Below are 18,949 nucleotides of genomic sequence, written 5' to 3'. Positions count from 1 at the left end.
CGGACGGTACCCCAGCATTGTCACCCGAAGGCGCCGGAGACCGTAAACAAACAGCGTTACCACCCTCCAACGCCGAGGAGGGCGTCGGGGTTCCCGGAGTCTCAGCCGCCGTACACGTGCGGCGCAAGAGTGCCGATGAACGGCAGGTTCCGGTACTTCTCGGCGAAGTCCAGGCCGTAGCCGACCACGAACTCGTTGGGGATGTCGAAGCCGACGTATTTCACATCGATCTCGACCTTGGCGGCGTCCGGCTTGCGCAGCAGCGTGCAGACCTCGAGCGAGGCCGGGCGGCGCGAGCCGAGGTTGCTGATCAGCCAGGACAGCGTCAGCCCCGAGTCGATGATGTCCTCGACGATCAGGACGTCCCGGCCGGCGATGTCGGTGTCCAGGTCCTTGAGGATGCGCACGACACCCGAGGACTTGGTTCCCGCGCCGTACGAGGACACCGCCATCCAGTCCATGGTGACCTGCGACGACAGGGTCCGCGCCAGGTCCGCCATCACCATGACGGCGCCCTTGAGGACGCCGACGATCAGGAGGTCCTTGCCCTCGTAGTCCTTGTCGATCTGCGCAGCCAGCTCCGCCAGCTTGGCGTCGATCTCTTGCTTGGAGATGAGCACCTTCTCGAGGTCGGCGCCCATGTCGTTCTCGTTCACCCGCACAACTTCCGGCTCGGTCTACAAGGCCTGGAAGAACAGTCTGCCATTCCGCCGGCCGACGACGACGCCGCCCGGGAGGTTGAGGGGCTTCTGGCCGCGCCAGGCGGTGAGCAGCCGGTCGGTCTCCTCGATGTGCCGGGCGAAGAGCGAACCCGCGGGTGAGCCCGCGGCGATGGCCGCGCGGCGAATCACGCGGCGGCGCACGGCCGAGGGAAGGGTCAGCAGCCGGGCGATGTCCAGCCCGCCGTCGGCGTCGGCCGCGGAGCGCTCGGCGCGGGCCGCCCACTGGTCGAGGGCGTCGGCGTCGTCCCGGGAGAGCTGGGCGGTGCGGGCCAGCGCCTCCACGACGCCCTTGCCCAGGGACTTCTCGAGCACCGGCAGGGCCTCGTGACGGACCCGGGACCGGGTGTAGGCGGGGTCGTGGTTGTGCGGGTCCTCCCACACGTCGATGCCCTGCACGAGGCAGGCCTTGCGGACCGTGTCCCGGTCCAGCAGCAGGAACGGGCGCCGGTACCGCCCGTTGACGGCGGGCATGCCGGACAGCGACCGGATGCCGGAACCGCGGGCCAGCCCCAGCAGCACCGTTTCGGCCTGGTCGTCCCGGGTGTGCCCGAGCAGCACGGCGGCGGCGCCGGCGCGCTCCGCGGCGGCGTCGAGGGCCGCGTACCGGGCGTCCCGTGCGGCGGCCTCCGGGCCGCCCTGGCGGCCCACGGTGACCGCGACCGCGTCCACCGGGTCGAGGCCGAGACCGCGCAGCCGGTCGGCCACGTCGACGGCGCGGGCCGCCGAGCCGTCCTGCAGGCCGTGGTCGACGGTGACACCGCCGGCCCGGATGCCGAGTTTGGGCGCTTCGAAGGCGAGGGCGGTGGCGAGAGCCATCGAATCGGCTCCGCCGCTGCACGCGGCCAGCACGAGCGGGCTGCCGCCGGGGTGGTCGGTCAGGACGTCCTGGAGTACGCGGCGAACCGCCAGGCGTATCGCCGCGACCGCGGGGTGGGGACCCATGTCCGGTTTCCCTCCTGGAGAGGCTGGGGGAGGCGTCGGGACGGTGAAGATGACGCAGGGTAGCTAGATGGTGACAGACAGCGGGCAATACTCGAGCATCGCACGCTTACCCTGCGCCCACGGTCCCTCGGACGGGTGAACCGGGAGGCCCCGGGGGGTGGCTGTGCCCCCGAATCCGCTCAGGTATCGCTCCGCCGGTGCACCCGTGCCACCCAGTCCGCGGGTTTCGCGATCTCCTGCTTGGTGGGCAGGGTGTTGGGCGAGGTCCAGATCCGGTTGAAGCCGTCCATCCCGGCCTCGTCCACCACGGCCCGCACGAAGCGCTCGCCGTCACGGTACTGCCGGAGCTTGGCGTCCAGCCCCAGCAGCTTGCGCAGCGCCATGTCCATCCGCCCTGCGCCGCTCTGCCTGCGCCGCTGGAACTTCTCCCGGATCTCCGCCACGGACGGCACGACGTCCGGGCCCACGCCGTCCATCACGTAGTCGGCGTGCCCCTCGAGCAGCGACATGACCGCGGTCAACCGGCCCAGGATCTCCCGCTGGTTCGGGGTCTGCACCAGGTCGATCAGGCTGCGGCCCTCGTCGCCGTCCGCGTCGACCGACGCCTCCTCCGCGTCGGGCCGGCTGCCGGAGGAGAACGCCTGGAACGCCTCGCGGAGCCGCTCGATCAGCGTCGACGGGTCGATCTCCGTCTCGCCGAGGAAGGCCTGGATCTCCTGCTCGATGTGGTCCCGCAGCCAGGGCACGGCCGTGAACTGGGTGCGGTGGGTCTCCTCGTGGAGGCACACCCACAGCCTGAAGTCGTGCGGGTCCACGTCGAGTTCGCGCTCCACGTGGACGATGTTGGGGGCCACCAGCAGGAGCCGCCCGGTGCGCGGCTCCCCGGGGCCCGGCACGGTGGGCCCGGCCGGCATGTCGCGGGTCGCCGGGGCGAAGGTCTCGTACTGCCCGAGCACACGCGAGGCCAGGAAGCTCAGCAGCATCCCGACCTCGACGCCGGTCACCTTGCCGCCCACGGTGCCCAGTACGGCACCGCCGGGGCCGCCCGGCCGGCGGGCCTGCATCTTGTCCAGCAGCGGCTTGAGGACCTCGCGGAAACCGGCGACGTTCGCCCTGATCCACCCCGGGCGGTCGACGATCAGCACCGGGGTCCCGGTGTCGGCCGGGTCCTCCTGATCGCCGAACATCCTGGTGAAGCCGCGGACGTGCGCCTCCGACTCCTTCGCGTGCCGCCGCAGTTCCGCCACGACCGCCCGCGCCTCGTCCCGGCTCACCTCGGGTCCGGGCCGCACGAAGCGGGTGGCGGTCGCGACCGCCAGATTCCAGTCGACCATCTCCGCACCACCGATGCTCGTCATTCCTTCACGGTACGTGCTTGTCCGCTCTCCCGGGAGCGTTCCCCGCCCGCGGCACGGGCGGGTCGGGGTGGGTGGGGGTGAGTGGGGGTTGTGGCGGCGGCGGTGGTCGGCTGTCCCGGCGTCTCGCTCCCTTCGGTCGCAAAGCGGCGGGCTGCGGAGGGAGGGTGGCGGCCTGGGGCTGGTCGGCGGTGTGCGGGCCGGTGGGTGGCCGGGGTTCAGGCGCCGGAGCGGGGCTCGTTGTTCGCGGGTGCCGGTCTCGTCGCCGTCCGCGGGTAGAGATGGCTGGTTGCCACGCCCACCCTTCGTGGGTGGCGCGCCCGCCGTGACCTGCGCCTGCGGGTGATTCCCCGGCAGCACCGGGCTCGGCGGGTGGTCTGTCGAGATCGGGCTCTGTTTCGCCGACTATGTCGGCGAAAGCGGGCCCGATGTCCCCTGGCTCAAAGATCGGGCTCTGTTCCGCCGAACATATCGGCGAAAGCGAGCCCGATGTCCCGCCCACCCCCCACCAGCACCCCGAATCAGCCGCAGACGCCGGTCACGGCAGGCGCGCCCACCACCCACCAATGGCGTGGAAGCGGCCATCTATACGCGCGGACGGCAACGAGACCCGCGCCACCGGAAAGGCGCCCCGCTCCGGCGCCTGAACCCCCGCCACCCACCGGCCCGCACACCGCAGCGAAAGCCCGCCCCCACCCTCCCCGTCCGCAGCCAGCCGCTGTGCGACCGAAGGGAGCGAGACGGCGGAACAGCCGAACAGCCCACCCGCCGCCGCCGGCAGCGCCCGCGGCTACTTGCGGCAGCCGCAGGCGGCGAGTTTGGCGGCGAGGCGGTCGAGGGCGGACTGGGCCGCGATCGGGTTGGTGGTGCCGTTGGTGAGGAAGGCGAACGTCAGCAGGCGGCCGTCGGCGTCGACGACCGTCCCCGCGAGGGCGTTGACCCCGGTGAGCGTGCCCGTCTTCGCCCGGACGAGCCCCGCGCCCCCGCCGGCGGAGGTGAAGCGGTCGCGCAGGGACCCGGTGAAGCCGGCCACCGGCAGCCCGGTCAGGACGGAGCGCAGCTCCGGATGGTCGGGGTCCGCGGCCAGTGCCAGTATCCGCGCCAGTTGCTCCGCCGTGAGGTGGTCGCCGCGGTTGAGCCCGCTGCCGTCCGCGAAACGGGCTCCCTTCAGAGAGAGCCCGAGCCGGCGGAGGGCCGAGTCGATGGCCTTGGCGCCACCGGAGAACGAGCCGGGGCGGTCCGCGGCCAGGGCGGTGTGCCGGGCGAGTGCCTCGGCGATGTCGTTGTCGCTGTTGGTCAGCATGCGTTCGACCAGTTCGGCCAGTGGTGCGGACCGCACCTCTGCCAGCCGGTCGGCCGCGGGCACGCGCGAGGGCGCCTTGCCCGCCTTCACCGCGCCCTCGACCTTGATGCCGCGCTTGCCCAGCAGGTCCGCGAAGGCCGTGGCGGCCTGCGCCGCCGGGTCCCACTGGCGGGCGGCCGGGCCCTTGTGGCTCTTGCCGTCGCTGCGGCCCTCGTCGGCCATGAGGGCCGTGACGGGCGCGATGTTGTCGTTGCGCCCGATGGGGTGGACGGCGGAACCGGTGAAGAGCGAGGTGTCGTACGTGAGCCTCACCGAGCGCACGCCCTTGGCGCGCAGGGCGCGGGCCGTGTCGGAGGCGAGGGTGCGCAGCGACGCCGCCGTCCAGCCGCCCCCGGGCTTCGCACGGGCGGTGAGGGTGGGATCGCCGCCGCCGACCAGGACGACGCGGCCCTTGCCCGCGGCGACGACCCCCGTGGTGAGCCGGTGGTCGGGCCCCAGCAGCGACAGCGATGCGACGGCCGTGGCGATCTTCGTGGTGGAGGCGGGAATGGCGGCCGTGCCGGAGCGCTGCCCCCACACCGTCCGGCCCGACACCGCGTCCACGACGGCGCCCGTCGTCATCGCGCCGAGCGCGGGGTCGTACAGCAGCGGGCCGAGCCGGCGGTTCAGCCCCGCCTTGGTCGGCGCCGGAGCGTCGTGCGAGGCGGCCACGGCGGCCAGGACCTCGGGGGCGGGCGGCACCGGTGCGACCGCCCCCTTGTGGCCGCCCCCGCTCTTCTTCTGGGGACGCGCCTGCGTCCCCTGACCGTCCCGGGAGGCGGCGATCGCCCGTTCGGCCGTACGCTGGCCTGACTCCCACGGACCCGCTGCGGCCACAGCCGTCAGCGCCACGGCAAGTCCTACGGCAGCCGACCCTGCCACCACCTGCCAGTTCTTCGGAACGGGCACCCCGGACCAGCCCCTTTCGCGACCACACACAAGCGTGGGAGACACTTAATCACCAGAAGTATGTGCTGATCATGGAGGACAGGCTGTGCTCGAGTTCGACGTAACGATCGAGATCCCGAAGGGTTCCCGCAACAAGTACGAGGTGGACCACGAGACCGGTCGTATCCGCCTGGACCGGCACCTGTTCACGTCGACGGTCTACCCGGCCGACTACGGCTTCGTGGAGAACACCCTGGGCGAGGACGGCGACCCGCTGGACGCCCTGGTCCTGCTCGACGAGCCGACCTTCCCCGGCGTCATCGTGCGCTGCCGCGCGATCGGCATGTTCCGCATGACGGACGAGGCCGGCGGCGACGACAAGCTGCTGTGCGTGCCCGCCTCGGACCCGCGGGTCGAGCACCTGCGTGACATTCACCACGTCTCCGAGTTCGACCGCCTGGAGATCCAGCACTTCTTCGAGGTCTACAAGGACCTGGAGCCCGGCAAGTCCGTCGAGGGCGCCAACTGGGTGGGCCGCTCCGAGGCCGAGGCCGAGATCGAGGCGTCCTACAAGCGCCTGAAGGAGCACGGCGGTCACTGACCGTCCGGCTTCTCCCACAGCCACGAGGGCGGCCCGCTCCTGCAGGAGCGGGCCGCCCTCGTCGTTGCCGGCGGTCTCATCCGCAGGCGTCGAGCAGTTCGGCCAGGGCGCCGTGCAGCGCCGCCGCCAAGGTGTCGGCGTCCGGCACGGACTCCCCGTCCGCGAGGAGCCCGATGTGGACCCGGCGGCGGTACGTGGAGACGGCGACCGCCAGCGACTGGCCGCGGGCGAGCGGGGCGATCGGATACAGCTCGGTCATCCGGCAGCCGTCCAGGGTGAGCGGCACGTCGAGCATGGGCACATTGGTGACCAGCACATCGAAGAGCAGCCGCGCCGAGGCGGCGAGCAGCGGTGCGGCGAAGCGGTGCGCGAGCGGTGGCACGCTGTCGGCCAGGAGGGCGACCGCACCCGGCCCGGAGTCGGGTCCGGCGTCCTTGTTGCGGTCCATGCCCGCGCGCACGTCGCGCAGCCGGGCCAGCGGATCGGGTTCGCCGACCGGCAGCCGCAGCAGGTAGCCGGAGATGCGGTTGCCCCGGCCGCCGCGCACGCCCCGGCGGCGGCGCCGCGCCACCGGGATGAGGGCGCGCGGGCCCGGTCCGGCCGGGTCGTCGCCGCGGGCCTCCATCCAGCGCCGCAGGGCGCCGGCGACGACGGCCATGACCACGTCGTTGACCGTGCCGCCGCTCGTCTTGCGGATCCGGTGCAGGTCGTCGACGTCGAGGGAGGCCGTGGCGAACCGGCGCTCCGCGCCTCCGGGCGTCCAGGCGGCGCCCAGCGCGGCGGGGCCGCCCGGGTCGAGGGAGGCGCGCAGCACGGCCGAGCCGATGCCCAGCGCCCGGCCGGCCTCCCGTACCCGTTCCGGCAGGGAGGCGACGACCTGCCGGGGATCGGGCAGTCCCGGCAGCGGGATGCCGGGGCCGCGGACCTGGGTGGGCACGGCCGCCTCGGCCCCCTGCCGCGGCGCCGGGGCGGTCGCGGCGGACGCCTTGGCGCGGGCCCCCTGGTCGAGCAGCGCGGCGCCGAACTCCACGGCCCGCAGGCCGTCGGCGAGGGCGTGGTGCAGCTTGACGAGGACGGAGAAGGGCGCGTCGGGGGCGCCCTCGATGACGTAGACCTCCCACGGCGGCCGGTCGCGGTCCATGGGCCGGGACATCAGTTCGGCTACGGCGGCGTGGGCGTCGGCCCGCCGTACGGCGTGGACGTGGCGCCGCGCGTCGAAGTGCTCGTCGACCGCCCAGGCGGCCCCGCCGACGCCGTACCAGACGTCCTTCACGCGCTGCCGCATCCGCGGTACGGCCTCGGCCCGGGCGGTGAGCAGCGCGGCGAGGCCGTCGGCGTCGACCGGGCACGCCGGGTCGCGCTCGAAGACGGCCACGGCGCCCAGATGCATGGGATGGCCCGGCGAGTCGAGGTTCCAGAAGGCGAGATCCAGCGGGCTCAGATACTCGTCAGCCAAGGCTCCATGCCTCCGAAAGGTCGGTTTTAACCCCGGATCGGACTCCAGTTGGTGAAGTGAAACGCCCGGAGCCGATTACAGTCAACTACGACCACGATACGGACAGTTAACATCAGGTTGCCTGGTTGATCTCCGGGCGGCGCCACGAGGGGGCCCGGAAGGCTCAGAAACCGCGGGTCCGCTTGGCCGCCGCGCGACGTCGTGCCTGGTCAGCGCCACGCGGCAGCGTGATGAACAGACGTGCGACCTCGCCGCCCAGGTTCACCCCGATGGCCACGGCGAGTGCCAGCGCCGCCGCCTTCGTCAGCGAGGCGAAACCCTGGTCGAGGTGGCCGCGGGTCAGCCCGAGCAGACCGAAGTACGTCGCGGAACCGGGCAGCAGCGGGCCGATCGCCGCCGTGACGTAGGGCAGCGCGGAGGCGTAGCGGTAGCGGGAGAGCACCTGGCCGAAAAGGCCCACCAGACCGGCGGCGACGGCGGTGGCCGCGACCGGCGACATGCCGATGCCGATCTTCTCCTGGTGCAGCGCCGCGTAGACCGTCCAGGCGACGCCGCCGTTGAGGGCGGCGATCACGAGCACGCTCCGCTCGCACTGGAGCAGCACGGCGAAGGCGAGGCTCAGCACCATCGAGGCGACGAGCTGCACCGGCGGGTTCTCGTAGGTCCGCAGCACCTGGTCGGGGTCGAGTTCGGCGCCCAGGCTGACCCCGGCGTAGAGGATCAGCGTCACCCCGACGACGATGCCGGTGAAGAGGTACATGACCTCCAGCAGGCGCGCGGAGGCCGTGATGTAGAAGCCGGTCAGGCCGTCCTGCACGGCCGCCACCAGGGCCCTTCCGGGGATCAGCGCGAAGAGGCCACCGGTGATGACCGCCGAGGCCTGAAGGGTGCTCGTACCGGGCAGGTGCTGGCCGAAGCGCGCGATCAGCACACCCATCACCGCGGCCGGCATCGCCGCCGCCACGAACTGGTAGAACTCCGGCAGCCCGCGGCCGGCGCACAGCCACGCCAGCCGGTCGCCCAGCATCGCGCCGAGCGCGGCGATCGCGAACACCAGCGGCCCGCCGCCGCCGACCAGCATGCTCGCCGCGCCCGCCAGGAGGCCCGCCGCCGCGGTCAGCAGCCAGCCCGGATAGGGATGGCGGTTGCGGCGGATCTCGGCCAGCCGCCGGTAGGCGTCCTCCAGGGTCAGGTCGGCCGCGGTGATGTCGTTGATCAGCCGGAAGACGGCCGCGAGACGGGTGTAGTCGGTGGCCCGGCGGCGCACCGTGCGGTTCGCGGTGACCGGCGCGTCCACCAGCGAGGGCTGGTACGAGATGCCCAGCAGGGTGAACGTCACGGTCGGCTCGACCCGGCCCAGCCCGTAGGCGTGGGCCACGCCGAGCATCGCGGCCTCGACGTCCTCCGCGCCCTCGCCGCCGGCGAGCAGCAGCTCACCGATGCGCAGCGTCAGGTCGAGCACGCGCGGGACCGGCGGCCCGCCCTCCGCCTCCGGCCGTCGGGCGGGCTGCTCCGGGGCGGGGCGCTCGCCGACGGGCATGCGCAGCATCGTGCGCATCCGGTCGGGCCAGGGAGCCTCCTTGGAGAGGCTGACGATCGGGACGCCCTCGGGGGGTGTGAAGGCCGGGTGCGCCAGCTGCGGGGAGGTCCGGGTCCCCGGGCGGGCGAAGGCGGAACCCTGCGGTTCGGGCCTGGGCAGCTCCACGCCCAGGGGCGGCGTGAACTCCGAGCCGCCGGTCGACTGCTCGGGCTCCTCGGGGTGCGCCACGGGGATCCTCCTTTCGGTGCGTGATCGCGTACGGGTGCGAGTGCGGGTGTGCCAGGGGGGAGGGTGCGGGCACCCTCCCCCCTGGCACAGCGGAACGACTGCCCACTCCCTCCGTGGGCTAACGGGTCTTAGCGGCGGTTCGCGCGGTGGCGCCCGCCGGAGCCGCGCTGGAGGGGGGGCTGGCCGGCGTCGTCGTCGGCGTGGGTCTCGGGCAGCGGCCCGGCCTTCCTGGACGCCGAGCGGGCCCGCAGGAACTCGATGGCGATCGGGACGACGGAGAGCAGCACGATCGCGATGAGGATCAGCTCGATGTGCTCGTGGACGAACGCGATCTGGCCCAGCCAGTAGCCGAGCAGCGTGACGCCGACACCCCACAGCAGGCCGCCGATGATGTTGTACGTCACGAAGACGCGGTAGTTCATGCGGCTGACGCCGGCGATGACCGGAGTGAAGGTACGCACGATCGGCACGAAGCGGGCGAGCACGATCGACTTGGCGCCGTGCCGCTCGAAGAACTCGTGGGCCTTCTCGACGTTCTCCTGCTTGAAGAGCTTGGAGTCCGGGCGGCGGAAGAGCGAGGGCCCGACCTTGCGGCCGAAGAGGTAGCCCACCTGGTCGCCCGCGACCGCGGCGATCCAGACCAGCAGGCACACCGACCAGATCGGCCAGTCCAGCTTGCCGCCGGCGACCAGCAGACCGCCGGTGAAGAGCAGGGAGTCACCCGGCAGGAAGAAGCCGATGAGCAGACCCGACTCGGCGAAGACGATCGCCAGCAGGCCGATCAGGCCCGCGGACGAGATGAGGTAATCGGGGTCGAGCCATTGCGGGCCCAGGGAGAGAGTCGTCACGCGCCAAAAGTATCAACGTGGTCGTGACCGAACCGTTCCCAGCCCGGGAACGCTCGGCTACGGTCCTCCCAAGCGTTTTACCGTGCAACACCGCAAGTCGCCCGTCACTCCTGAATCATCATGATCCGGCGGAACCCACATGACTCGCGCCATCTCACTGCACGACGTCTCGAAGACCTACGGCCGCGGCGTACGCGCCGTCGACCGCTTCTCCCTGGACATCGCCCCCGGCGAGTTCCTGGTGCTGCTCGGCCCCTCGGGGTGCGGCAAGTCCACGGTCCTGCGCATGATCGCCGGCCTGGAGGACATCACCTCCGGCGAACTGCTCCTGGACGGCGAGTACGCCAACGACCTGGCACCGGGCGACCGCAAAATGGCCATGGTCTTCCAGAATTTCGCCCTCTACCCGAGCATGACCAGCCGGGAGAACATCGGCTTCCCGCTGCGCTTCGAGATGCCCGGGCAGGACACCGGCCCCCGCGTCGCCGAGACCGCGCGGACCCTCGGCATCGAGGACATCCTCGACCGCTACCCCGGCCAGCTGTCCGGCGGCGAGCGGCAGCGGGTCGCGATGGGCCGGGCCATCTCCCGGCACCCGTCCGTCTTCCTGATGGACGAGCCGCTGTCCAACCTCGACGCCAAGCTCCGCGCGCACCTGCGCGCCGAGATCGCCCGGCTGACCCGCGGCATGGGCGTGACGACCGTGTACGTCACCCACGACCAGGCCGAGGCGATGTCGCTGGGCGACCGCGTGGCGATCATGCGCAGCGGGGTCCTGCAGCAGGTCGGCACCCCGCGCGAGGCGTACCACCTGCCGCAGAACGTCTTCGTGGCCGCCTTCATCGGCACCCCGCGGATCAACCTGCTCGAGGCGACCGTGGTGGCCTCGCTGGACGGCGGGATGTGGATCGACCTCGGACGGCAGCGACTCGTCCTCCCCCGGCCGCTGAGCAGGGACCACCAGATGCTCCGCATCCAGCAGGGCCGGCCGCTCATCGTCGGACTGCGCTCGGAGGCCCTGCGCATCGACCGGCCCAGCAGCGCGCGGCCCGGCGAGGTGGTGCTCAGCGGCGTCGTGGAGCACGTGGAGTACCAGGGCCACGAGTCGCTGGTGCACCTCGACGCCGGCGCCCGCCCGGCCGTCGTGCCCGAGCTGGAGGCCGCCCGGCCGGCCGGTGCGCGGCAGCGCTCCCGCGCCGCGTCCCGGACGGGCGGCGCGGCCGGCCTCGGCCGGCTGGTGCAGAAGGCCGCGGCGCGGGTCTCCGGCGCGGGCCAGACGGCCGTGCTGGACCGTCCGGCCGCGCGGGAGGAGACCGGGCGGCCCGCCACCGCGGGCGGCGACCTGGTCGTCCGCACCGGCCCGGACCTGCGGCTGCGCCCCGGCCAGCACGTGCCGCTGCTGGTCGACCTCGCGCACCTGTACGTCTTCGACCACGAGGGCGGCCGGATCTGCCCGGCCCCGGAACGGGCGCCGCGCCTGGAGTACTGAGGCTGCGACGGGCGGCGGACGGGACGACGATGCCCGTATGGGTATCGACGAGTACGGCGGCGGACAGTCGCCCCAGTCCGCCGTCCTGGTGGTCACCACGAACGACGTGCCGGGCTACCGGGTGGAACGGGTGATCGGCGAGGTCTTCGGCCTGACCGTGCGCTCCCGTCACCTGGGCAGCCAGATCGGCGCGGGCCTGAAGTCCCTGGTCGGCGGCGAGCTGAAGGGGCTCACCAAGACCCTGGCGCAGACCCGCACCCAGGCGATGGAGCGGCTGGTCGAGCAGGCGCAGACGCGTGGCGCCAACGCGGTGCTGATGATGCGCTTCGACGTCAGCGAGGCCGCCGACGTCGGCACCGAGGTGTGCGCCTACGGCACCGCGGCGGTGATCACGCCCCGGCACGCCTAGCGTTGGCCATGATCGCGTCGTGGACGTACTGGGCGGTGCCCGGCGCGATCGCCTCGTAGAAGGCGTTGAAGCGCGGGTCCGCCAGGTACATCCCGGCGAGGCCGGTGTGGATCTCGTACGTGCAGTCGTAGTAGTGGTCCACGATGAACCGCCGGTGCTCCTCGGCCAGGTCCATCGCGGCCTCGCCGTCCGCCGGGGCGCCGGACTCGCGGAGCGCGACGAGCCGGGCGCCCCAGTCCTCCTGCGCCGCCTTGATCCGCAGCCAGTCCTCCTTGGTGTAGGAGGCGGCGCGGCGCTGCGACTGCGCGTACGCCTCGGTGTCGCCCCAGCGCTCCCGGGTCTCCTCGGCGTGCCGGTCGGGGTCGTACTCCCCGAAGACCTCGAACTTCTCCTCGGGCGTGAGGTTGATGCCCATCGTGCGTGCCTCCATGGCTCGTTGGACGGCATCGGCCATCTCCGTCAGTTTCCCGATCCGCGCGGTCAGCAGCTCGTGCTGGCGCCGCAGGTGCTCCCGCGGGTCCACGGACGGGTCGTCGAGGAGGACCGCCACCTGGTCCAGGGGAAAGCCGAGCTCCCGGTAGAAGAGGATCTGCTGCAGCCGGTCGAGGTCGGCGTCGCTGTACCGCCGGTGGCCCGCGTGGCTGCGGGCGCTCGGCGAGAGCAGTCCGATCTCGTCGTAGTGGTGCAGCGTGCGGACGGTCACGCCGGCGAAACCCGCCACCTGCCCGACCGGATAGCCCGTGCTCGTGTTCATGACCACACCCTCCGGCCTCACGCCACGTGAGGTGCAAGTGCCATATTGGTGCGCATGCTGGGAATCACCGACCTGTCGACGTATGTGCTGGGCACCGTACTGATCGTGCTGCTGCCGGGGCCGAACTCGCTGTACACGCTCTCCGTCGCGGCGCGCCGCGGGGTCCGTACGGCGTACCGCGCGGCGCTGGGCGTCTTCATCGGCGACACCGTGCTGATGACCGCCTCGGCGGCGGGCGTGGCCGGACTGCTCACGACGAACCCGGTGCTGTTCGGCATCGTGAAGTACGCGGGTGCCGGCTATCTGGCGTGGATCGCCCTCGGCATGGCCAGGGCCGCCTGGGCGATGTGGCGGTCCCGGGGCGCGGAGCCGGTGGCGGCGGACAGCGCGGCGGAGGCGGTCGCGGACGCCGAACAGCCGTTCCGGCGGGCGCTGGTGATCAGCCTTCTCAACCCGAAGGCGATCCTGTTCTTCATCTCGTTCTTCGTGCAGTTCGTGGACCCCGGCTACGCCCACCCGGCGCTGTCCTTCCTGGCGCTGGGCGCCATCGCGCAGGTCTTCAGCTTCAGCTACCTGACGCTGCTGATCTTCGGCGGCACCCGGCTTGCGGCCCAGTTCCGGCGCCGCAGGCGGCTGGCGGCGGGGCTGACCTCGGGCGCCGCGGCGCTCTTCCTGGGGTTCGCGGCGAAGCTGTCGATGTCCTCGGCGGGCTGAGCGGCCCCGGTCAGGCCCCGGACCGGCGCGGGTTCCCGCCGACCTGCCGGTGACCGATTTCACCCTTATCGTTACGACATGTCGCTTCACAAAGGTGCCGAAGGCCTGCCGAAGCTCGCCGTCAACCCCTTCTACGCCGGGGCGGACCCGGTCGCCGGGATGCGCGCGGCGCCCCCGAAGCACCGGCTGCCCGACGGCCCGATGGCGCCCTCGACGGCGTATCAGCTGGTCCACGACGAGCTGATGCTCGACGGCAACGCCCGCCTCAACCTGGCCACCTTCGTCACCACGTGGATGGAGCCCGAGGCCGGGGTGCTGATGGGCGAGTGCCGCGACAAGAACATGATCGACAAGGACGAGTACCCGCGCACCGCCGAACTGGAGCGGCGCTGCGTGTCGATGCTCGCCGACCTGTGGCACGCCCCCGATCCGGAGAGCGCCGTCGGCTGCTCCACCACCGGCTCCTCCGAGGCCTGCATGCTCGCCGGCATGGCCTTCAAGCGCCGCTGGGCGAAGCGCGTCGGCGACGGCGCAGGCCGTACGTCCCTCGCCCGCCGCCTGACCGGGCGCGCCGGCGACCGCCACCCGGGCGGCGCACGCCCCAACCTGGTCATGGGCGCCAACGTCCAGGTGTGCTGGGAGAAGTTCTGCAACTTCTGGGAGGTCGAACCGCGCCTGGTGCCGATGGAGGGCGACCGGCTGCACCTGGAGGCCGACGCCGCCGTCGCGCTGTGCGACGAGAACACCATCGGCGTCGTGGCCGTCCTCGGCTCGACCTTCGACGGCTCGTACGAGCCCGTGGCCGAGGTCTGCGCCGCGCTGGACGCCCTGCAGGAGCGGACCGGGCTCGACATCCCCGTCCACGTCGACGGGGCCTCCGGAGGAATGATCGCGCCCTTCCTCGACGAGGACCTGGTCTGGGACTTCCGGCTGCCCCGGGTCGCCTCGATCAACACCTCCGGCCACAAGTACGGGCTGGTCTACCCGGGCGTCGGCTGGGCACTGTGGCGGAACTCCGACGCCCTGCCCGAGGAACTGGTCTTCCGGGTCAACTACCTCGGCGGCGACATGCCCACCTTCGCCCTGAACTTCTCCCGGCCGGGCGCCCAGGTCGTCGCGCAGTACTACACCTTCCTGCGGCTGGGCCGGGACGGCTTCCGCACCGTCCAGCAGACCGCCCGGGACGTGGCCGTCTACCTCGCGTCGCGGATCGAGGAGTGCGAGGACTTCCGGCTGATCACCCGCGGCGACCAGCTGCCGGTCTTCGCCTTCACCACCAAGGACCACGTCACCGCCTACGACGTCTTCGACGTCTCCCGGCGGATGCGCGAGCGCGGCTGGCTGGTGCCCGCCTACACCTACCCGCCGCACCGCGAGGACCTGGCGGTGCTGCGCGTCGTGGTCCGCAACGGCTTCTCCGAGGACCTCGCCGACCTCTTCCTCGCCGACCTGAAGCGCTACCTCCCCCAGTTGCGCGCCCAGGAGCACCCCCTCCACCCGCCCGGCGAGGCGCCCACCGCCTTCCACCACTGAGCGCCGGGCGGCACGGCAGGGGGGCGGGGGCCGACCGGTCGCCCGGCCCCGCGGTGCCGGAGAGATCAGCGGGTGATCCGCACCCCGTGCCGGGCCATCCAGGGCAGCGGGGGGACGGACGAGCCCATCTGGGGCGTCACGCGGACCTCGAAGTGCAGGTGGGGGCCGGTGGAGTTGCCGGAGTTCCCGGACCGGCCGATCCGCTCGCCCGCGCGGACCCGCTGCCCGGGGGCGACCTCCAGGACGGACAGATGGGCGTAGTGCGTGCAGTAGCCGTCGTCGTGCCGGACGACGATCTGGTTGCCGAAGCCGTCGCCGCACCCGGCCACCACCACCGTGCCGTCGCCCACCGCACGGACCGGCGTGCCCGGGGGGACCGCGAAGTCCTGTCCGGTGTGGCGATGCGCCCAGTGCGCCCCGGACTCGTCGTAGCCGGCGGTGAGCGTGTAGTGCGCGACCGGGCGCACCCAGTGCGGGGCGCCGTGGCGGCGGGTGGCGGCGGAGGACCCGGGCGCGGCCCGGGGGACGTCGCGCGGGCAGTTCGCCGAGAGGCCCTCGTGGGACATCAGCGCGAGGTCCCGGGCGGACAGCCCGGCCTGGGCCCGCAGCAGCCGCGCCTCGATGCGCCGCCGGAGCGCGTCCTTGCGGCGGACCTCGCGGGCCAGCACCGCCAGCGTCCGGTCGACGGCCGCCGTCTCCGCGGCCAGCCGGCGCTCGGCCAGCACCCGCTCGGCCAGGAGCGCCGCCTGCGCGTGGTCGCCCTGCCGGGCCAGGGTCGCGCCCTCCAGCAGCCGGTCGGGCCCTCTGGACAGCAGCAGCCGCGCCGACGGACCCAGCCCCCCGTTGCGGTACTCGCTGCGGGCCATCGCCCCGATCCGGTCCCGCAGCACCGCCAGCCGGCGGCGTTCCCCCGCCGCGGCCCGATGCAGCAGCCGCAGGTCTGCGCGCTTGCGGCGGACGGCCCGCTCGGCCTGCTCGTACGCCTGCACGGCCCGGGCGGCCTGCGCGTACAACCGCTCCACCCGCGCCGGCGGGCCGGGCGGCGGCTCGGGGCGCTCGCCGGCCACCGCCGGAGCCGCCGCGAGCAGAAGGCAGAGCGCCGCGACCGCCGTCCTCCATCGCATCGCCCGATCCTGTCGGGCCGGATCTCCGGGGTGCCCGGGCGACACGCCCCACGGATCGACGGCCACCCGGCGGGGTGATCGCATCCGGGCGTGCGCCCGGCCCGGGACCGGCCGATCATGGGAACGGGCGCACTCGGCGGACAGGAGGGTGACCGGGTGAGCGGTGACGGTGAGCCCGGCAGCTGGTCACCGCTGGACCACGCGGTCCTGCGGCAGGTGCTGGACGGCACCCCGGCGGGCGTGGGCATCTACGACCCGCAGCTTCGCTACGTCTACGTCAACCCCGCCCTCGCCCGGATGAACGGCCTGCCGGCCGAGGCCCACCTGGGCCGCAGGATCACCGAGGTACTGCCGGACCTCGACGAGGCCGGCGAGGAGGCCCTGCGCCAGGTCCTGGCCGACGGCAAATCGCGCGAGGTCCCCTCCAGCGGCCACACCCGGGCCGAGTCGGAACTGACCCGGCGCTACTGGCAGGGCGCGTACCACCGGCTGGACGCGGCCGACGGCACGGTGCTCGGCCTGGTCGGGATCATGCTGGAGGTCAGCGCCTCCCGCCAGCACCAGCAGGAGCTGGAGCGGGCCCGGGAGCGGCTGGCGATCCTGGACCGCGCCGCCACCTTCATCGGCACCACCCTGGAGATGGACGAGACCTGCGCCGAACTCGCCGGGTTCCTCGTGCCGCTGCTCTCCGACATCGCCACCGTCGAGGTCTTCCCCACCGAACGGGCCGCCCCCTACAACCGCGGGGTGCTGCGGCTGCGCCGGGCCGCCATGGCAGCACTGCCGAACCTGCGCGAGCAGGTCAAGATCTTCGGCGAGCCCGGCGAGTACGTGGAGTACCCGTCCGGCGCGACCATCCCGCGCTGCCTGCAGTCCGGGCGCCCGGTGCTGCAGAACCTCTTCGACGACGACGCGCTGGGCCACGGCGCGCCCGCCCGCGAGCGGATGGCGGCGCTCCGCTCGGTCGGCATCCACTCGGCGCTCGTCGTGCCGCTCGCCGCGCGCGGCGAGCCGATCGGCACGGTGACCCTGGTGCGGTGCGGCGAGTCCCCGGGGTTCACCGACCAGGACACCGAGACCGTCCAGGACGTCGTCCGGCGGGCCGCCATCTACCTCGACAACGCCCGCCGCTACACCCACGAGCACGGCATCGCACTGGAGTTGCAGCGCGCCCTGATGTCCGAGCCGGGCTCCCCGCACCCCTCCGTCGAGGCGGCGTTCCGCTACCAGCCGGCCGGGACCACCGCGCTGGTCGGCGGCGACTGGTACGACGCCGTACGGCTGTCGTACGGGCGCACCCTGCTCGCCATGGGCGACGTCATGGGGCACGGGGTGGCGGCCTCCGTCGACATGAGCCAGTACCGCTCGATGCTCCGGTTCGTGGCCGCGGCCGACCTGCCGCCGCACCGGATCCTGCGCCGGCTGGACACCCTGATCTCGGAGACCGAGTCGGGCCGTCCGGCGAGCTGCCTGCTGGCCCTGGTCGACCCGGTGCGCGGCAAGTGCACGTACTCCAGCGCCGGACACCTGCCGCCCGCCGTCATCCGGCCGAACGGCACGGTCGACATCGTCAGCGTCCCGGTGGGGCCGCCCCTGGGCACCGGCCACGGCGGCTACGAGGCCGTCTCGACCGACTGCCTGGCCGGTGACGTCCTGCTCCTGTACACGGACGGCCTCATCGAGCGGCGCGGGGAGGACATCGACGCCTCGCTCGACCGCCTCGCCGGGTTGCGCCTGCACTCCAACGGTGATCTGGGCGGACTGGTCGACCGGGTCCTGTCGTTGCTGGTCGTGGAACCGGCGGACGACGACATCGCGGTCCTGGCCGCACGGATCATTCGATAACCGGATCAATCGCTCGGAGTATCAGAACAGGCGGATTTCGACTTGCGCCCGCACGATGATCAGACGGGCCCGCCGCAGGGGCGGCCCGGGAACCGGCCCCTCGGGGAGGATCTGCCGTGACCGTCAGTCTGGCCCAGTTGCGTCGTTGCTCCGTCGCCGTCGACCTGGGCGCGTCCCGCACCCGCGTCTACCTCAAGAACCAGGGACTCGTCGTCGACGAGCCCAGCGTGGCCGCCGTCAACGCGCACAGCGGCGCCCTCATCGCGGTGGGCTCGCTCGCCGAGCAGATGACCGGCCGCACGCCCGAGCACATCCGCGTGGTCCGCCCCATCCAGGCCGGGATGGTCGTCGACATCGACATGGCCCAGCGCATGCTCCGCCATCTGCTGGGCGGTCAGCTCCGCAAGGCCTGGCGGCGCAAGCCGATGCTCCGGGCGGCCGTCTGCACCCCCAACGGCAGCGAGCCGCTGGCCCAGCGGGCCGCGATCGAGACGCTGTATGGCCTCGGCTCACGGCGGGTGGAACTGGTCGACTCCGTCATCGCGGCCGCCGTCGGCTGCGGGCTGCCGGTCGAACAGCCCGAGGCGACGATGCTCATGCTGGCCGGGGCCAGCACCACGCAGATCGCGGTCATGTCGCTGGGCTCGATCGTCGCGGCGGAGACCATCTCGGTGGGCGGCGACGCCATCGACCACGCGGTCGTCCAGCACCTGCGCAACACGCACGAACTGGTGCTGCCCAGCCAGTCGGTGCGCCCGCTGCACGAGATCCTCTCCGCGCCCGGGCCCACGGCACCCAGCGCGGAGGTGCAGGGCCGCGACGTCGCGAGCGGGATCGCGCGCACCGTGCGCGTCGACACGGAGGGGGTGCGGCAGGCGATCCGGATGCCCATGGCGACGCTGGTCGACGGGATCGGCGTGGTGCTCAGGCGGTGCCCGCCGGACCTGGTCGCCGACCTCACCGACCGCGGCATCATGCTCGCGGGCGGCAGCGCGCTGCTGCCGGGGCTCGACATGATGCTCCGCCAGGCCACCGGGATGCCGGTCACGATCGCGGACCGGCCCGACGTCTGCGCGGTGCGCGGCCTCGGCGCGATGATGGAGGGTCACCCCTTCCCCACCCCGCTGGACCCGCTGTCCGTGTAAGAGGTCGTGCCTGT

16 protein-coding genes are annotated in these 18,949 nt (G+C 72.9%); 7 read left to right on the top strand and 9 right to left on the bottom strand.

Annotation, left to right across the window (positions count from 1 at the left end; all coding sequences use genetic code 11):
• Positions 1–101: 101 nt before the first annotated feature.
• The 4 genes from hpt to dacB form a co-directional block, all read right to left on the bottom strand.
• Entirely contained in the window at positions 102–641 is a 540-nt protein-coding gene (hpt, locus tag AB0F62_RS00780) for a hypoxanthine phosphoribosyltransferase (RefSeq protein WP_361790780.1), read from the bottom strand.
• 36 nt (positions 642–677) lie between these two features.
• The gene (gene tilS / locus AB0F62_RS00775; protein ID WP_361790375.1) at positions 678–1,664 is read right to left on the bottom strand and encodes a tRNA lysidine(34) synthetase TilS; all 987 of its coding nucleotides are present in this window, start codon (positions 1,662–1,664) and stop codon (positions 678–680) included.
• Between the two features lie 179 nt (positions 1,665–1,843).
• A complete protein-coding gene (locus AB0F62_RS00770; RefSeq protein WP_361790372.1) occupies positions 1,844–3,022 on the bottom strand; it encodes a zinc-dependent metalloprotease in 1,179 nt (392 codons plus the stop codon).
• A gap of 787 nt (positions 3,023–3,809) precedes the next feature.
• Complete coding sequence (gene dacB, locus AB0F62_RS00765) at positions 3,810–5,213, bottom strand: D-alanyl-D-alanine carboxypeptidase/D-alanyl-D-alanine-endopeptidase (RefSeq protein ID WP_361790369.1); 1,404 nt, start codon at positions 5,211–5,213, stop codon at positions 3,810–3,812.
• Positions 5,214–5,355: 142 nt separating this feature from the next.
• Here dacB and AB0F62_RS00760 point away from each other — a divergent pair, with 142 nt between their 5' ends.
• Entirely contained in the window at positions 5,356–5,850 is a 495-nt protein-coding gene (locus tag AB0F62_RS00760) for an inorganic diphosphatase (RefSeq protein WP_361790366.1), read from the top strand.
• 76 nt (positions 5,851–5,926) lie between these two features.
• On the opposite strand, the gene AB0F62_RS00755 is transcribed toward AB0F62_RS00760, so the two are convergent.
• The 3 genes from AB0F62_RS00755 to AB0F62_RS00745 form a co-directional block, all read right to left on the bottom strand.
• Positions 5,927–7,306, bottom strand: a complete 1,380-nt coding sequence (locus AB0F62_RS00755; protein ID WP_361790363.1) for a wax ester/triacylglycerol synthase family O-acyltransferase — start codon at positions 7,304–7,306, stop codon at positions 5,927–5,929.
• A 163-nt stretch (positions 7,307–7,469) separates the two neighbouring features.
• Positions 7,470–9,074, bottom strand: a complete 1,605-nt coding sequence (locus tag AB0F62_RS00750) for a threonine/serine exporter family protein (RefSeq protein WP_361790360.1) — start codon at positions 9,072–9,074, stop codon at positions 7,470–7,472.
• A 128-nt stretch (positions 9,075–9,202) separates the two neighbouring features.
• Positions 9,203–9,922: a VTT domain-containing protein gene (locus AB0F62_RS00745; protein ID WP_361790357.1), complete on the bottom strand. Its 720-nt coding sequence runs from the start codon at positions 9,920–9,922 to the stop codon at positions 9,203–9,205.
• 139 nt (positions 9,923–10,061) lie between these two features.
• On the opposite strand from AB0F62_RS00745, the gene AB0F62_RS00740 reads away from it, so the two are divergent.
• Positions 10,062–11,411: an ABC transporter ATP-binding protein gene (locus AB0F62_RS00740; protein ID WP_361790354.1), complete on the top strand. Its 1,350-nt coding sequence runs from the start codon at positions 10,062–10,064 to the stop codon at positions 11,409–11,411.
• 37 nt (positions 11,412–11,448) lie between these two features.
• A complete protein-coding gene (locus tag AB0F62_RS00735) occupies positions 11,449–11,820 on the top strand; it encodes a YbjQ family protein (RefSeq protein ID WP_361790351.1) in 372 nt (123 codons plus the stop codon).
• Here the strand turns inward: AB0F62_RS00735 and AB0F62_RS00730 are convergent.
• Entirely contained in the window at positions 11,801–12,574 is a 774-nt protein-coding gene (locus AB0F62_RS00730) for a MerR family transcriptional regulator (protein WP_361790348.1), read from the bottom strand. The two genes, AB0F62_RS00735 and AB0F62_RS00730, sit on opposite strands and share 20 nt — an antisense overlap.
• A gap of 54 nt (positions 12,575–12,628) precedes the next feature.
• Here AB0F62_RS00730 and leuE point away from each other — a divergent pair, with 54 nt between their 5' ends.
• Positions 12,629–13,288 (top strand): leucine efflux protein LeuE, encoded by a 660-nt coding sequence (leuE, locus tag AB0F62_RS00725; protein WP_361790345.1) that lies wholly within the window; start codon positions 12,629–12,631, stop codon positions 13,286–13,288.
• Positions 13,289–13,366: 78 nt separating this feature from the next.
• Positions 13,367–14,821: a glutamate decarboxylase gene (locus AB0F62_RS00720; protein ID WP_361790342.1), complete on the top strand. Its 1,455-nt coding sequence runs from the start codon at positions 13,367–13,369 to the stop codon at positions 14,819–14,821.
• Between the two features lie 65 nt (positions 14,822–14,886).
• Here the strand turns inward: AB0F62_RS00720 and AB0F62_RS00715 are convergent, their stop codons facing one another.
• On the bottom strand, positions 14,887–15,945 hold the full coding sequence (locus AB0F62_RS00715; RefSeq protein ID WP_361790339.1) for a peptidoglycan DD-metalloendopeptidase family protein: 1,059 nt from the start codon (positions 15,943–15,945) through the stop codon (positions 14,887–14,889).
• A gap of 156 nt (positions 15,946–16,101) precedes the next feature.
• On the opposite strand from AB0F62_RS00715, the gene AB0F62_RS00710 reads away from it, so the two are divergent.
• A complete protein-coding gene (locus tag AB0F62_RS00710) occupies positions 16,102–17,790 on the top strand; it encodes a SpoIIE family protein phosphatase (RefSeq protein WP_361790336.1) in 1,689 nt (562 codons plus the stop codon).
• A gap of 116 nt (positions 17,791–17,906) precedes the next feature.
• Positions 17,907–18,935, top strand: a complete 1,029-nt coding sequence (locus tag AB0F62_RS00705; RefSeq protein ID WP_361790333.1) for a rod shape-determining protein — start codon at positions 17,907–17,909, stop codon at positions 18,933–18,935.
• Positions 18,936–18,949 lie beyond the last annotated feature (14 nt).

It is taken from the genome of Streptomyces sp. NPDC026673 (assembly GCF_040638135.1).
Lineage (GTDB): Bacteria > Actinomycetota > Actinomycetes > Streptomycetales > Streptomycetaceae > Actinacidiphila.
The sequence above is the reverse complement of the archived record's forward strand: the minus strand, read 5'-3'. Positions and strand labels throughout refer to the sequence as shown.

What these genes read in the sequence shown, in the direction of transcription:
- hpt (WP_361790780.1), bottom strand. Translation starts at nt 641, where the DNA reads ATGGGCGCCGACCTCGAGAAGGTGCTCATCTCCAAGCAAGAGATCGAC.
- tilS (WP_361790375.1), bottom strand. Translation starts at nt 1,664, where the DNA reads ATGGGTCCCCACCCCGCGGTCGCGGCGATACGCCTGGCGGTTCGCCGC.
- AB0F62_RS00770 (WP_361790372.1), bottom strand. Translation starts at nt 3,022, where the DNA reads ATGACGAGCATCGGTGGTGCGGAGATGGTCGACTGGAATCTGGCGGTC.
- AB0F62_RS00740 (WP_361790354.1), top strand. Translation starts at nt 10,062, where the DNA reads ATGACTCGCGCCATCTCACTGCACGACGTCTCGAAGACCTACGGCCGC.
- AB0F62_RS00735 (WP_361790351.1), top strand. Translation starts at nt 11,449, where the DNA reads ATGGGTATCGACGAGTACGGCGGCGGACAGTCGCCCCAGTCCGCCGTC.
- AB0F62_RS00730 (WP_361790348.1), bottom strand. Translation starts at nt 12,574, where the DNA reads ATGAACACGAGCACGGGCTATCCGGTCGGGCAGGTGGCGGGTTTCGCC.
- leuE (WP_361790345.1), top strand. Translation starts at nt 12,629, where the DNA reads ATGCTGGGAATCACCGACCTGTCGACGTATGTGCTGGGCACCGTACTG.
- AB0F62_RS00720 (WP_361790342.1), top strand. Translation starts at nt 13,367, where the DNA reads ATGTCGCTTCACAAAGGTGCCGAAGGCCTGCCGAAGCTCGCCGTCAAC.
- AB0F62_RS00715 (WP_361790339.1), bottom strand. Translation starts at nt 15,945, where the DNA reads ATGCGATGGAGGACGGCGGTCGCGGCGCTCTGCCTTCTGCTCGCGGCG.